The sequence below is a fragment of the Pseudomonas sp. LBUM1659 genome (assembly GCF_059716045.1).
This window is the reverse complement of record NZ_CP166797.1, coordinates 1439818-1453443: the sequence shown is the minus strand read 5'-3', so window position 1 is coordinate 1453443 and position 13626 is coordinate 1439818. Positions and strand designations below refer to the sequence as shown.

Genomic DNA, 13626 nt, shown 5'->3' with positions numbered 1-13626 from the left:
GCGGGCAAGTCGGATCGCCGCACCGCCGCTCCAACAGGGGGGTTAGGGTGTTTGGTAGTTCTGCGCGAAATCTTGAAGCTGTGGATAGAACAACCGAAAGTCTTCGCTCAACGGCTCATACAACACCCGCAATTCCTGCATCGCCCCCGCCAGTTCCTCAGGCCGGGTCAACCGCCGCGAAATCCCCCGCAACACCTGCTCCAGCACCTCGAACTCCTGGTAGGAACCCAACCAGTCATTCGCCACCATGTGCGGCGCGACCTTTGCCAAACGCTCCGGCAATTGCGGCTCGGCCGTCAGTACCCGGTACACATCTGACGTGAACAATGCCAGTGGCCGGTCGGCGTACAGCATCCAGTCGCGTGCCAGGCAATGGTCGAAAAACACGTCGAGCACGATCCCGGCGTAACGCCGACGCGTCGTGGAAAACCGCGACAACGAAACATCCACCAAGGGATGGCGATCAGTAAACACGTCGATGCTGCGGTGCAGCTGGATGGCGGCCTCAATTTCCGGATCGTATTGCCCTTGCAGCCGTCCCTTGACGAAATCGCCATACAGACTGCCGAGCAATTGACCGGGACGCTGGCCACCGAGGTGAAGATGTGCGAGATAGTTCATGGGCGCAGCTTAGCACTGCACCTTTGTTTCTTTACACCCACGCATCGTTATAACCCGATATACCGATTTACGCGGTCGTCAGAGCAAAATCATATTGGTATATCGCGAAATACCGATTTAAAGTTCGCCTCATCGCGATATAGCGTTTTACTAATCACGAGCTCCCAAGCCATGAACATCGACCTCGACGAAATAATAAAAGCCCTGGCACACCCAGTACGGCGAGAAATCCTGCACTGGCTCAAAAACCCGGACGTCGAATTCCCTGACCAGCCCCACAGCAACGAGCACGGCGTTTGCGCCGGGCAGATCGATCAACGTTGCGGCTTGTCGCAGTCCACCGTTTCCGCGCACTTGGCGACCCTGCAGCGCGCCGGCCTCATCAGCAGCCGCAAAGTCGGCCAGTGGCATTTTTTCAAACGTAATGAGGAAACCATTCAGGAGTTCCTCAAGACCTTCAGCAAAGAGCTCTGACCCTTAACGTCAGTCAGCCGACAAGGAATCAACAATGCCCCTCTCGCTCCTCATTCTGGCCTTGAGCGCCTTCGCCATCGGCACCACCGAGTTCGTCATCATGGGCCTGCTGCCTGATGTGGCGGCGGACCTCGGTGTGTCGATCCCCGGTGCCGGCTGGCTGGTGACCGGTTACGCCCTGGGCGTGGCCATCGGGGCGCCATTCATGGCACTGGCCACCGCCCGGCTGCCGCGTAAGGCTGCACTGGTTGCGTTGATGGGTATTTTCATCGTCGGCAACTTGCTCTGCGCTCTGGCCAGTGACTACAACGTGTTGATGTTTGCACGAGTCGTCACGGCGCTCTGCCACGGTGCCTTCTTCGGTATCGGTTCGGTGGTGGCGGCAGGTTTGGTGCCGGCCAACAAACGCGCTTCGGCTGTGGCATTGATGTTTACCGGCCTGACCTTGGCCAACGTGCTCGGCGTTCCACTGGGCACCGCGCTCGGTCAGCAAGCCGGCTGGCGTTCGACCTTCTGGGCCGTGACCGTGATCGGTGTGATCGCCTTGATTGGCCTGATCCGTTTTCTGCCGGCCAAGCGTGATGAAGAAAAACTCGACATGCGCGCCGAACTGGCCGCACTCAAGGGCGCCGGGATCTGGCTGTCCCTGAGCATGACTGCGCTGTTCGCCGCCTCGGTCTTCACCCTGTTCACCTACGTCGCTCCGCTGCTGGGCGAAGTCACCGGTGTCTCGCCACGTGGCGTGACCTGGACCCTGATGCTCATCGGCCTGGGCCTGACCGTCGGCAACATTATCGGCGGCAAACTGGCGGACAAAGGCATGGCCGCGACGCTGATCGGCGTGTTCATCAGCATGGCGGTGGTGTCCACCGTACTGACGTGGACCAGCGTCGCGCTGATCCCGACCGAAATCACCCTGTTCCTCTGGGCCACGGCATGTTTTGCCGCCGTCCCTGCCCTGCAAGTGAACGTGGTGACCTTTGGCAAAGCGGCACCAAACCTGGTGTCGACCCTGAACATCGGCGCTTTCAACATCGGCAACGCACTCGGTGCCTGGGTCGGCGGCAGCGTGATCGCCCACGGCTATGGCCTGACCAGCGTGCCCCTCGCGGCCGCCGCACTGGCGGTGCTCGCCCTGCTGGTGACCCTGATTACTTTCCGTCAGAGCGGCAATCCCGAACTGGCTCCAGCGACTCACTAAACCACCGAGACCTCACGAGGGTGCATTCATGACGACTATTTTCGATCCGATCAAACTGGGCGACATCGAGTTGGCCAACCGCATCATCATGGCGCCGCTGACCCGCTGCCGGGCTGACGAAGGCCGCGTTCCAAACGCGCTGATGGCCGAGTACTACGTCCAGCGCGCCTCCGCTGGCCTGATCCTCAGCGAAGCCACGTCGGTCACGCCGATGGGCGTCGGCTACCCGGACACCCCGGGCATCTGGTCCAACGACCAGGTCCGCGGCTGGGCTAACGTGACCAAAGCCATCCACGGCGCGGGCGGCAAGATCTTCCTGCAACTGTGGCACGTCGGTCGGGTTTCTCACACGTCGTACCTGAACGGCGAAGCGCCGGTCGCACCGAGCGCCATCCAGCCAAAAGGTCACGTCAGCCTGGTTCGCCCATTGGCGGATTACCCAACCCCGCGGGCTCTGGAAACCGCTGAAATCGCCGACATCGTCGACGCTTACCGTACGGGTGCCGAGAACGCCAAGGCCGCAGGTTTTGACGGCGTGGAAATCCATGGTGCCAACGGTTACCTGCTCGACCAGTTCCTGCAAAGCAGCACCAACCAGCGCACCGACAACTACGGCGGCTCTCTGGAAAACCGTGCACGCCTGTTGCTGGAAGTGACCGACGCGGCCATCGAGGTCTGGGGCGCCGGCCGTGTCGGTGTGCACCTGGCACCACGCGCCGACTCCCATGACATGGGCGACGACAACCTCGCCGAAACCTTCACCTACGTCGCTCGGGAACTGGGCAAGCGTGGTATCGCGTTCATCTGCTCGCGTGAAAAAGAAGCCGGCGACAGCCTTGGCCCACAACTGAAAGAAGCCTTCGGTGGCCCGTACATCGCCAACGAACGCTTCACCAAGGACAGCGCCAACGCCTGGCTGGCCAGCGGCAAGGCCGATGCGGTCGCCTTCGGCGTGCCGTTCATTGCCAACCCGGACTTGCCTGCACGTTTGAAGGCCGATGCGCCGTTGAACGAAGCGCGCCCAGAACTGTTCTACGGCAAAGGCCCGGTGGGTTACATCGACTACCCGGTGATGTAAGCGTCAAACACCGCAATACAAAAAAGCCCCGACTCGTGAGAGCCGGGGCTTTGTTGTTTTCAAGTGACGTGCACACGCATTCACACCCGAGACACAAATTTCCTACAAATTACGTAGCTCGCTACCTGTCATCCTGGCGAACGTGCGTATATAAAAGCACCCCAACGTCATCAGGCGAGCGCCGAAGGCGTCAGCGCCCGCCTTGACAGCTGACATAAACGAAACCAAATACGCTTTTTGTTTCATTTGCGCAGGCTTGGGCTCAAGCGCAGCATGTCCAACCCTGTCTCCACCCAACGCTCGGCATCGGTGTGCAATTGAAAACTGTCGGGCGCCAGCAACCACTGGTACAGGATGCCATCGACATACGCATGCAGACTGATGGCAGCGCGCGCCGTGTCGAGGTCTTCAGGCATTTGTCCCCGATTCACGGCATTACTCAGGGCCAGGGCGATTCGCACATTGCAATCCAGGCTGACCGTTTGGCGCTGCTGGCGCAGGTCGCACATTTCATCGGTGAATTCGCACTTATGAAACAAAATCTCATTAATACGTCGGGTCTTTGGATCCAGCGCAACTTGATGGAACAAATGAATCAGCAGCTTGCGCATGCAGCCGAGCGGATCGAGTTCATCTTCGCTTTCACTGGCCTTGGCCATCTCATCCAGCGGCTCATGCAAGGTATCGAGCATGGCCTGCACCAGATCGGCCTTATTGCTGAAATGCCAATAGATAGCACCGCGAGTCACGCCGGCCAGGGTAGCGATGTCCGACAACGTCGTACGCGCCACGCCCCTTTCATAAAAGGCTTTCTCTGCCGCTTCGAGTATCTGGCTGCGGGTTTCTTGAGCTTCCTCTTTGGTGCGACGGACCATGGCAGTAAAACCTCAATCAGGGTGCTTCAGTGATGTCTGAACATCAGCTGAATAAAAGTGGAGCGAGCGCTCTTGGGCGCCGTCCCCGTCTTACAATTCAAACCTTTGAACGGCTTTGGTAGCGAAGTGAGTACACAGCCAAGGTGTTTACAAACAACCATGAACGTAAGTATATTAATTAGCAAGCTACTTATCCACTCAGCCCCCCATTTTTACCCTTCCACCTTTCTCGTGCGCATTGTGCGCGCCTGACCCGAGGATTTTCATGCAATTCAAGCCAGTTGTTACCGCTCTGGTCACTGCCGTCGCCTTGGCATCGCTGCTCAGCGGATGCAAAAAGGAAGAAGCCGCACCAGCCGCACCGCCTCCTCAGGTCGGCGTTGTTACCCTGCAAACTCAAGCCTTCACCCTGACGTCCGACCTGCCAGGCCGTACCAGCGCATACCGCATCGCCGAAGTTCGCCCTCAGGTGAACGGCATCATTCTCAAGCGCATGTTCAAGGAAGGCGGCGACGTCAAACTTGGCCAGCAGCTGTATCAGATCGATTCGTCGGTCTATGACGCCACCTTGAAAAGTGCAGAAGCCAACCTGCAACAGACCAAGTCGATCTCCGACCGCTACAAGCAACTGGTCGCCGAACAAGCGGTGAGCCGTCAGGAATACGACACGGCCGTGGCCAACCGGATGCAGTCGGAAGCCGCCCTGCAAACCGCTCAGATCAACGTGCGCTACACCAAGGTTTACGCACCGCTGACCGGTCGTATCGGTCGCTCCAACGTGACAGAAGGTGCGCTGGTGACCAGCGGCCAGGCTGATCCGATGGCGGTGATCCAGCAAATCGACCCGATCTATGTCGACGTGACCCAGTCCTCGGTGGAATTGCTGCAACTGCGCCGCGAACTGGAAAGCGGTCGTCTGCAAAAGGCTGGCGACAATTCGGCGGCGGTGAAGCTGACCCTCGAAGACGGCAGCCAGTACAAGCTGGACGGCAAGCTGGAATTCTCCGAAATCTCGGTGGATCAGACCACCGGTTCCGTTACCCTGCGCGCCGTGTTCCCGAACCCTGAGCACACCCTTCTGCCGGGCATGTTTGTTCACGCTCAATTGCAGGCCGGTGTGAACGCGGCAGCGATTCTGGCGCCGCAACAAGGTGTGACCCGCGACCTTAAAGGCACACCGACTGCACTGGTCGTCGGCCCTGACAATAAGGTCGAACTGCGTCATCTAAAGGCTAACCGCACTGTCGGGAGCCAATGGCTGATCGAGGACGGTCTGAAGGCAGGTGATCGCCTGATCACCGAAGGTCTGCAATTTGTCAAACCTGGCATCGAAGTCAAAGCCAGTGAAGCGACTAACGTTGGCGCACAGAACCCGGCCCCCGCACAGGCAGCTGACAAAGCTTCCAGCGGCAAAGGGGAGTAAACCATGTCGAAATTTTTTATCGACCGTCCGATTTTCGCCTGGGTGATAGCCCTGGTGATCATGTTGGTCGGGGCACTATCGATCCTCAAGCTGCCGATCAACCAATACCCGAGCATTGCGCCTCCGGCGATCGCCATCTCCGTGGCCTACCCGGGTGCCTCGGCACAAACGGTACAGGACACCGTGGTGCAGGTGATCGAGCAACAGCTCAACGGTATCGACCACTTGCGTTATGTGTCCTCGGAAAGTAACTCCGACGGCACCATGACCATCACCGCGACCTTCGAGCAAGGCACCAACTCCGATACCGCGCAGGTTCAGGTCCAGAACAAACTGAACCTGGCCACCCCGTTGCTGCCACAAGAAGTGCAGCAGCAAGGTATCCGCGTCACCAAGGCTGTGAAGAACTTCCTGTTGGTGATCGGTGTGGTCTCGCGTGACGGCAGCATGACCAAGGACGACCTGTCCAACTACATCGTGTCGAACATGCAGGACCCGATCTCGCGGACGGCCGGTGTCGGTGACTTCCAGGTGTTCGGCTCCCAGTACGCCATGCGTATCTGGCTCGACCCGGCCAAGTTGAACAACTACAACCTGACCCCGATCGATGTCAAAACCGCCATCGCCGCACAGAACGTCCAGGTGTCGTCCGGCCAGCTTGGCGGCTTGCCTGCCCTGCCCGACACACAGCTGAACGCCACGATCATCGGCAAGACCCGCCTGCAGACTGCCGAGCAGTTCGAAAAGATCCTGCTCAAGGTCAACAAGGATGGCTCGCAGGTTCGCTTGAAAGATGTCGCTGATGTCGGTCTGGGTGGTGAAAACTACAGCATCAATGCCCAGTTCAACGGTGCCCCGGCTTCTGGTCTGGCGGTAAAGCTGGCCACTGGCGCCAACGCTCTGGATACCGCCACAGCGCTGCGCAAGACCATCGACAGCCTCAAGCCGTTCTTCCCGGAAGGGATGGAAGTGGTGTTCCCGTATGACACCACCCCGGTGGTGACCGAGTCGATCAAAGGCGTGGTTCACACCCTGGTCGAAGCTGTCGCTCTGGTGTTCCTGGTGATGTTCCTGTTCCTGCAAAACTTCCGCGCCACCATCATCACCACGATGACCGTGCCGGTGGTGTTGCTGGGTACGTTCGGCATCCTTGCGGCAGCCGGTTTCAGCATCAACACACTGACCATGTTCGGTATGGTCCTGGCCATCGGCTTGCTGGTGGACGACGCCATCGTTGTGGTGGAAAACGTCGAACGGGTGATGAGTGAAGAAGGCCTGTCGCCCAAGGAAGCCACCAAGAAATCCATGGGCCAGATCCAGGGCGCGCTGGTGGGTATCGCCCTGGTGCTGTCGGCGGTTCTGCTGCCAATGGCGTTCTTCAGCGGCTCCACCGGCGTGATCTACAAGCAGTTTTCGATCACCATCGTTTCGGCCATGGCCCTGTCGGTACTGGTTGCGCTGATCTTCACCCCGGCGCTCTGCGCCACCATGCTCAAGCCCATTCCCAAGGGTGAGCACGGCACACCCAAGCGCGGCTTCTTCGGTTGGTTCAACCGCAACTTCGACCGGGGCGTCAAAAGCTACGAGCGCGGCGTGGGTAGCATGCTCACGCAAAAGGCGCCGTACCTGTTGGCCTACCTCATCATCATTGTCGGCATGATCTGGTTGTTCACCCGTATCCCGACGGCGTTCCTGCCTGAAGAAGACCAGGGCGTACTGTTCGCCCAGGTGCAGACGCCGGCCGGTTCAACCGCCCAGCGTACCCAGGTGGTCGTGGACGAGATGCGTGAATTCCTGTTGCGTCCGGGCAAGGATGGCGGTGAAGGCGATGCTGTGAACTCGGTGTTTACCGTGACTGGTTTCAACTTCGCGGGTCGTGGCCAGAGCTCGGGTATGGCGTTCATCATGCTCCGGCCATGGGACGAACGTAACGCCGACAACAACGTGTTCAAGGTGGCGGCCCGTGCCCAGCAGCACTTCTTCACCTTCCGTGATGCCATGGTGTTTGCCTTCGCGCCACCGGCGGTACTGGAACTGGGTAACGCCACCGGTTTCGACGTGTTCCTTCAGGACCGTGCCGGTATCGGTCACGAAAAACTGATGCAAGCACGCAACCAGTTCCTCGGCATGGCAGCGCAAAGCAAGATTCTGACCCAGGTCCGTCCGAACGGCCTGAACGACGAACCGCAATACCAACTGGAAATCGATGACGAGAAGGCCAGTGCCCTGGGCATTACCATCGCCGACATCAACAACACACTGTCGATCGCGCTGGGCAGTAGCTACGTCAACGACTTCATCGACCGTGGTCGAGTGAAGAAGGTTTACGTACAAGGCCAGCCCGGCTCCCGTATGAGCCCTGAAGACCTGAAGAAATGGTATGTGCGCAACAGCGCCGGCACCATGGTTCCGTTCACGGCGTTTGCCAAGGGTGAGTGGATTTACGGGTCGCCGAAGCTGGCCCGTTACAACGGCGTCGAAGCGATGGAAATCCTCGGCTCCCCGGCGCCGGGTTATTCCACCGGTGAAGCCATGGCCGAAGTCGAAGCCATTGCCGCCAAACTGCCGCCGGGTGTCGGTATTTCCTGGACCGGCCTGTCGTACGAGGAACGGTTGTCCGGTTCGCAAGCGCCAGCGCTGTACGCCCTGTCGCTGCTGATGGTGTTCCTGTGTCTGGCGGCGCTGTATGAAAGCTGGTCGATCCCGATTGCGGTGATGCTGGTGGTGCCTTTGGGAATCATCGGTGCACTAATGGCGACCAGCCTGCGCGGCCTGTCCAACGACGTGTACTTCCAGGTGGGCCTGTTGACGACCATCGGCCTGGCGGCGAAAAACGCCATTCTGATTGTCGAATTTGCAAAGGAGCTGCATGAGCAAGGGCGTAGCTTGCGCGATGCAGCGATTGAAGCCAGCCGGATGCGTTTGCGACCGATCATCATGACCTCGCTCGCCTTCGTCCTGGGTGTGGTGCCCCTGGCCATTTCCACCGGTGCAGGTTCGGGTAGCCAGCATGCCATCGGCACCGGAGTGATTGGCGGTATGATCACCGCCACCGTTCTGGCGATCTTCTGGGTCCCACTGTTCTTCGTCACCGTGTCGTCCATCGGTCAGCGTAAAAAAGTCGACCAGGATGACGCCACTGAAACTCCTAAAGAGGCTGGCCAATGAGCAAGTCGCTACTCTCCCTAGCCGTCGCCGCGTTTGTGCTTGGTGGTTGCTCGCTGATACCCGATTATCAACAGCCTGAGGCACCAGTGGCAGGCCAATACCCGCAGGGCCCGGCGTACTCGCCGGCCCAGGCGCCGAGCCAGGCTGCGGCTGAGCAAGGCTGGAAGCAGTTTTTCCATGACCCGGCACTGCAACAGCTGATTCAGGTCGCGCTGGAAAACAACCGTGACCTGCGTGTCGCGGCGCTGAACATCGATGCCTTTGCGGCTCAATACCGCATCCAGCGTGCCGACCTGTTCCCGGCCGTCTCGGCCAATGGCACCGGCAATCGCCAGCGCGTTCCGGAAAACGCTACGCAGACCGGCCAGTCAGGTATCGTCAGTTCCTACTCGGCCACGGTCGGTATCAGTGCCTATGAACTCGATATGTTTGGTCGGGTTCGCAGCCTCAGCGAAGCAGCGCTGCAACAGTACTTCGCTACTGAAGAAGGTCGACGCAGCACACAGATCAGTCTGGTAGCCAGCGTGGCCAACGCCTACATGGCTTGGCAAGCCGATAAGGAACTGCTGAAAGTCACCCAGGACACCCTCGGTGCGTTCGAGGAGAGCTACAAGCTCACCGCGCGCAGTGCCGAAGTCGGTGTGGCGTCGGCGCTGGACGTCGCCCAGTCGCGCACCTCAGTGGAAAACGCACGGGCGCAACTGGCGAAGTACACCCGCCAGGTCGCTCAGGATGAGAACAGTCTGGTGCTGCTGCTCGGCACCGGCATCCCGGCCAACCTGCAAGCCGCCAAGCCGTTGTCTGACGATTTGCTCAGCGACGTGCCAGCCGGCCTGCCATCGGACTTGCTGCAACGTCGTCCGGACATTCTCCAGGCCGAATACAACCTCAAGGCCGCCAACGCCAACATCGGCGCGGCACGGGCGGCGTTCTTCCCGAGCATCAGCCTGACGGCCAACGCCGGCACCCTGAGCCCGGACTTGTCCGGTCTGTTCAAGGGCGGTTCGGGCACCTGGTTGTTCCAGCCGCAAATCAACTTGCCGATCTTCAATGCCGGCAGCCTGCGCGCCAGCCTGGATTATTCGAAAATCCAGAAAGACATTGGCGTGGCGAACTACGAGAAGTCCATTCAAACGGCCTTCCAGGAAGTCGCCGACGGCCTGGCCGCCCGCCGAACCTACACCGACCAGTTGCAGGCGCAGCGCGACTTCGTCACCGCCAACCAGGAGTACTACCGTCTGGCCCAGCGTCGTTACCTCATCGGTGTCGACAGCAACCTGACCTTCCTCGATGCCCAGCGTCAGCTGTTCAACGCCCAACAAGTGCTGATCACCGACCGTCTGGCGCAACTGGTCAGCGCGGTCAACCTGTACAAGGCCTTGGGTGGTGGCTGGAACCAGCAGACCGCCAAGGTCGAACCGCTGAAAGAAGAAGCGCCGAAGATGAAGTTGTTCTGATAGTGCGGTGAAAACAATGAAGCCCACCTTTTTGGTGGGCTTTTTGTTGGCAGCGGGAAAAGGTGTGGTGTGATCACTGGCCTCATCGCGAGCAGGCTTGCTCCCACATTGATCTCTGTGGTTCATCAATCGTGAGTTCACTGAAAATCCCCTGTAGGAGCGAGCCTGCTCGCGATGAGGCCGCATCAGACAACACAAATCCCTGGCCCCATCTTGCGTTCGATAATCGCCCAAATCCCACTTTCACCAATTGAACCATCCACTACATTCCCCGCACCATCCTCCGCACAAGACCAACAACATCAGGTTCACCCTATGCCCCCGCGCCCTACCCTGTCCGGCTGATTCCACTCCGTTTAACCAATCCGTTCTTTTGACTGCAACCCGACGTTGCGGCAGCGCCCTGTTTCATCCCCAAAAATTAGAGAGACCCGAGCCCATGACGTCTTCTTCCGCGCAGTATTTGTTCCCCGGCCTGATTGCCATCGCCATAGCCACTGCGGCCCTCCCCGCCCAAGCCGAGGAATCAGGTTTTGTCGAAGGCGCCAAGGTCAACTTGAACCTGCGCAATTTCTACATCAACCGCAACTACACCAACCCGGCTTACCCGCAGAGCAAGGCCGAGGAGTGGACGCAGAGCTTCATTTTCGACGCCAAGTCCGGTTTCACCCAAGGCCCGGTGGGGTTCGGCGCGGATATGCTGGGACTGCTGTCGGTCAAGCTCGATGGCGGTAAAGGCTCGGGCGGCACCCAGCTGCTGCCGATTGACAGCGACGGTCGCCCTGCTGACAGCTTCGGCCGTCTGGCGGTGGCCGGGAAGATGAAAGTGAGTAAAACCGAAGTGAAGGTCGGCGAGTGGATGCCAGTACTGCCCATCCTGCGTTCCGACGATGGCCGTTCACTGCCACAAACCTTCCAGGGTGGCCAGCTGACGTCCACCGAGATCAGCGGCCTGACGATCTACGGCGGCCAGTTCCGCCAGAACAGTCCGCGTAACGATGCGAGCATGGAAGACATGTTCATGAACGGCAAATCCGCGGCCTTCACTTCGGACCGTTTCAACTTCGGTGGCGGTGAATACACGTTCAACGACAAACGCACCCAGGTCGGTGCCTGGTATGCAGAACTCAGCGACCTCTACCAGCAACAGTATTACAACCTGAACCATAGCCAGCCGATTGGCGACTGGGTCCTCGGCGCCAACCTTGGCTATTTTATCGGCAAAGAAAACGGCAGCGCCCTGGCCGACGACCTCGACAACAAAACCGGGTTCGCCATGCTCTCGGCCAAATACGGCGGCAGCACCTTCTACGTTGGCCTGCAAAAACTCACCGGTGACGATCAATGGATGCGCGTCAACGGCACCAGCGGCGGAACCCTGGCCAACGACAGCTACAACTCCAGCTACGACAACGCCCAGGAAAAATCCTGGCAAGTGCGCCACGACTACAACTTCGTCGCCCTCGGCGTGCCGGGCCTGACGATGATGAACCGCTACATCAGCGGCGATAATGTGCACACCGGCACCATCACTGACGGCACGGAATGGGGCCGCGAGTCGGAACTGGCCTACACCATACAAAGCGGTCCATTGAAGAACCTCAACGTCAAATGGCGCAACGCGAGCATCCGCAAGAGCTTCAGCACCAACGAGTTCGACGAGAACCGGGTGATCATCAACTATCCGATCAGCCTCTTGTAGACACCGATCAAAAGGTAGGAGCGAGCTTGCTCGCGAAGGCGTCGGCACATCCAACAGAAAAGTGACTGATACACCGCCTTCGTCGGCACGCCGCCCGGAGCAAGCCCGCTGCTGCACTGGATCGGCGCCGCCTGTCAGACTGGCTGGCGCTTTGGCAACGGTCAATTACAGTGACAAAACCTGACAGGATTCAGGCGATATCCAACCCACCCCACTTCCGTTATCTGTTGATGTTGGTCCGCAAGACTTGAGCCAGGTTGTCATCGGAAGACACCACTTGATCACCAGAGGACCACCTCATGATCCCCCCACTGCAAGCGGCTCCCGTCCAAGGCGACTGGGACGCCAAGTCGTACCAGCAGTTCTCCCGCCTCAGACAACGACCGGTCAACGAATTGCTCGACCGTGTCGACATCAAAAACCCAAAACGCATCTACGACCTGGGTTGCGGCACAGGCATTGCGACGCAAGTTCTCGCAAAGCGCTGGCCTCGATCGCACCTGATGGGCATCGACAGCTCGGAGCAAATGCTGCAGGAGGCCAGGTGTTTGCCGATCAAGGCCCGATGGAAGCAGTGCGACCTACAGAACTGGCAGCCCGAACAGCCCGCCGATCTGCTGTTTGCCGCCGCCGTGCTGCATTTCATCGACGATCATCCACAGCTGTTGCCTCGATTGCTCAAGCACTTGAACCCGGGCGGTTGTCTGGCGGCGCACATGCCCGATTGGCGCGATGCGGTGTGGTATCAGCTGATGCTCGACACCCTCGACAGCGGCGGCCACAACGGTCAACCGCTGGGCACACCGCAGCTACGTGAAAGCATGGCGCGGCGGCCGCTGTTGTCGCTGGAGGACTACTACCGTTTGCTGGCGCCGCTCTGCGCCACGCTGGATATCTGGGAAACCGAGCAGCTACAGATCGTCGATGGCAAGTCGCCGATTTATGACTGGATCAAGGTGTCGGCGTTACGGGCGGTGATGCAGGGGTTGAAGGATGACGAACAGGCGCGGTTCGTCTATCACTTCATGATGCGGGTGCATATGCATTACCCGCAGGAGGGGGATGGGCATACGTTGTTTCCGTTCAAACGGGTTTTCATTGTGGCCACTGTGTAGGCCATGGCATCGCCATCGCGAGCAGGCTCGCTCCTACAGTTGAAACGCATTCCCCTGTGGGAGCGTGGCTTGCCCGCGATGGCGTCAGTTCAGGCACCATCAAATCCCGAGATCACTCCCGCGACTCAACCCCCAACTCATCCCAAACCGACTCCGCCAAGTGGAACGTCGCATTCGCTGCCGGGATGCCGCAGTAGATCGCGCTCTGCATGATCACTTCCTTGATCTCGCCACGGGGCACGCCGTTGTTGGCGGCGGCGCGCAGGTGCAATTTGAGTTCTTCGTTGCGGTTCATGCCGATCAGCATGGCAATGGTGATCAGGCTGCGGGTGTGGCGCGGCAGTCCCGGGCGGGTCCAGATGTCGCCCCAGGCGTGGCGAGTGATCATCTCCTGAAATTCCGAGTTGAACTCGGTCAGCGCGTTCAGGCTGCGGTCGACGTGAGGGTCGCCGAGTACTGCGCGACGGACTTTCATGCCCTCGTCGTAACGTTGTTTCTCGTCCACAACAATC

General features: G+C 59.4%; 11 protein-coding genes. 8 read left to right on the top strand and 3 right to left on the bottom strand.

The window, feature by feature from the left end; translation table 11 throughout:
• Positions 1-42 precede the first annotated feature (42 nt).
• On the bottom strand, positions 43-621 hold the full coding sequence (locus ACA048_RS06440) for an acyl carrier protein phosphodiesterase (protein WP_497628404.1): 579 nt from the start codon (positions 619-621) through the stop codon (positions 43-45).
• A 171-nt stretch (positions 622-792) separates the two neighbouring features.
• On the opposite strand from ACA048_RS06440, the gene ACA048_RS06435 reads away from it, so the two are divergent.
• From ACA048_RS06435 to ACA048_RS06425, 3 genes are read left to right on the top strand one after another with little or no spacing between them, the layout of a single operon-like run.
• The gene (locus ACA048_RS06435; protein ID WP_497628402.1) at positions 793-1095 is read left to right on the top strand and encodes an ArsR/SmtB family transcription factor; all 303 of its coding nucleotides are present in this window, start codon (positions 793-795) and stop codon (positions 1093-1095) included.
• Positions 1096-1129: 34 nt separating this feature from the next.
• Positions 1130-2296: an MFS transporter gene (locus ACA048_RS06430; protein WP_497628401.1), complete on the top strand. Its 1167-nt coding sequence runs from the start codon at positions 1130-1132 to the stop codon at positions 2294-2296.
• A gap of 28 nt (positions 2297-2324) precedes the next feature.
• Positions 2325-3374, top strand: a complete 1050-nt coding sequence (locus ACA048_RS06425) for an alkene reductase (protein WP_497628400.1) — start codon at positions 2325-2327, stop codon at positions 3372-3374.
• 242 nt (positions 3375-3616) lie between these two features.
• On the opposite strand, the gene emhR is transcribed toward ACA048_RS06425, so the two are convergent.
• Positions 3617-4249: an efflux system transcriptional repressor EmhR gene (gene emhR / locus ACA048_RS06420; RefSeq protein ID WP_497628399.1), complete on the bottom strand. Its 633-nt coding sequence runs from the start codon at positions 4247-4249 to the stop codon at positions 3617-3619.
• 265 nt (positions 4250-4514) lie between these two features.
• Here emhR and ACA048_RS06415 point away from each other — a divergent pair, with 265 nt between their 5' ends.
• The 5 genes from ACA048_RS06415 (at position 4515) to ACA048_RS06395 (ending at position 13114) form a co-directional block, all read left to right on the top strand.
• The gene (locus tag ACA048_RS06415; protein WP_497628398.1) at positions 4515-5672 is read left to right on the top strand and encodes an efflux RND transporter periplasmic adaptor subunit; all 1158 of its coding nucleotides are present in this window, start codon (positions 4515-4517) and stop codon (positions 5670-5672) included.
• A gap of 3 nt (positions 5673-5675) precedes the next feature.
• Positions 5676-8840 carry an efflux RND transporter permease subunit EmhB gene (gene emhB, locus ACA048_RS06410; RefSeq protein ID WP_497628397.1) on the top strand — a complete coding sequence of 1055 codons (3165 nt, stop codon included), beginning with the start codon at positions 5676-5678 and terminating at the stop codon, positions 8838-8840.
• Positions 8837-10297, top strand: a complete 1461-nt coding sequence (gene emhC / locus ACA048_RS06405; RefSeq protein ID WP_497628396.1) for an efflux RND transporter outer membrane subunit EmhC — start codon at positions 8837-8839, stop codon at positions 10295-10297. Before emhB ends, emhC begins: the two co-directional genes overlap by 4 nt.
• 439 nt (positions 10298-10736) lie before the next feature.
• Positions 10737-11999, top strand: a complete 1263-nt coding sequence (locus tag ACA048_RS06400; protein ID WP_497628395.1) for an OprD family porin — start codon at positions 10737-10739, stop codon at positions 11997-11999.
• A 299-nt stretch (positions 12000-12298) separates the two neighbouring features.
• A complete protein-coding gene (locus tag ACA048_RS06395; RefSeq protein WP_497628394.1) occupies positions 12299-13114 on the top strand; it encodes a methyltransferase domain-containing protein in 816 nt (271 codons plus the stop codon).
• A gap of 112 nt (positions 13115-13226) precedes the next feature.
• Here the strand turns inward: ACA048_RS06395 and pcaC are convergent, their stop codons facing one another.
• A complete protein-coding gene (pcaC, locus tag ACA048_RS06390; RefSeq protein WP_497628393.1) occupies positions 13227-13619 on the bottom strand; it encodes a 4-carboxymuconolactone decarboxylase in 393 nt (130 codons plus the stop codon).
• Positions 13620-13626: the final 7 nt, after the last annotated feature.

Coding starts and splice junctions, on each gene's coding strand:
- ACA048_RS06435 (WP_497628402.1), top strand. CDS start 793: ATGAACATCGACCTCGACGAAATAATAAAAGCCCTGGCACACCCAGTA.
- emhR (WP_497628399.1), bottom strand. CDS start 4,249: ATGGTCCGTCGCACCAAAGAGGAAGCTCAAGAAACCCGCAGCCAGATA.
- ACA048_RS06415 (WP_497628398.1), top strand. CDS start 4,515: ATGCAATTCAAGCCAGTTGTTACCGCTCTGGTCACTGCCGTCGCCTTG.
- ACA048_RS06425 (WP_497628400.1), top strand. CDS start 2,325: ATGACGACTATTTTCGATCCGATCAAACTGGGCGACATCGAGTTGGCC.
- ACA048_RS06400 (WP_497628395.1), top strand. CDS start 10,737: ATGACGTCTTCTTCCGCGCAGTATTTGTTCCCCGGCCTGATTGCCATC.
- ACA048_RS06440 (WP_497628404.1), bottom strand. CDS start 621: ATGAACTATCTCGCACATCTTCACCTCGGTGGCCAGCGTCCCGGTCAA.
- emhB (WP_497628397.1), top strand. CDS start 5,676: ATGTCGAAATTTTTTATCGACCGTCCGATTTTCGCCTGGGTGATAGCC.
- ACA048_RS06395 (WP_497628394.1), top strand. CDS start 12,299: ATGATCCCCCCACTGCAAGCGGCTCCCGTCCAAGGCGACTGGGACGCC.
- ACA048_RS06430 (WP_497628401.1), top strand. CDS start 1,130: ATGCCCCTCTCGCTCCTCATTCTGGCCTTGAGCGCCTTCGCCATCGGC.
- emhC (WP_497628396.1), top strand. CDS start 8,837: ATGAGCAAGTCGCTACTCTCCCTAGCCGTCGCCGCGTTTGTGCTTGGT.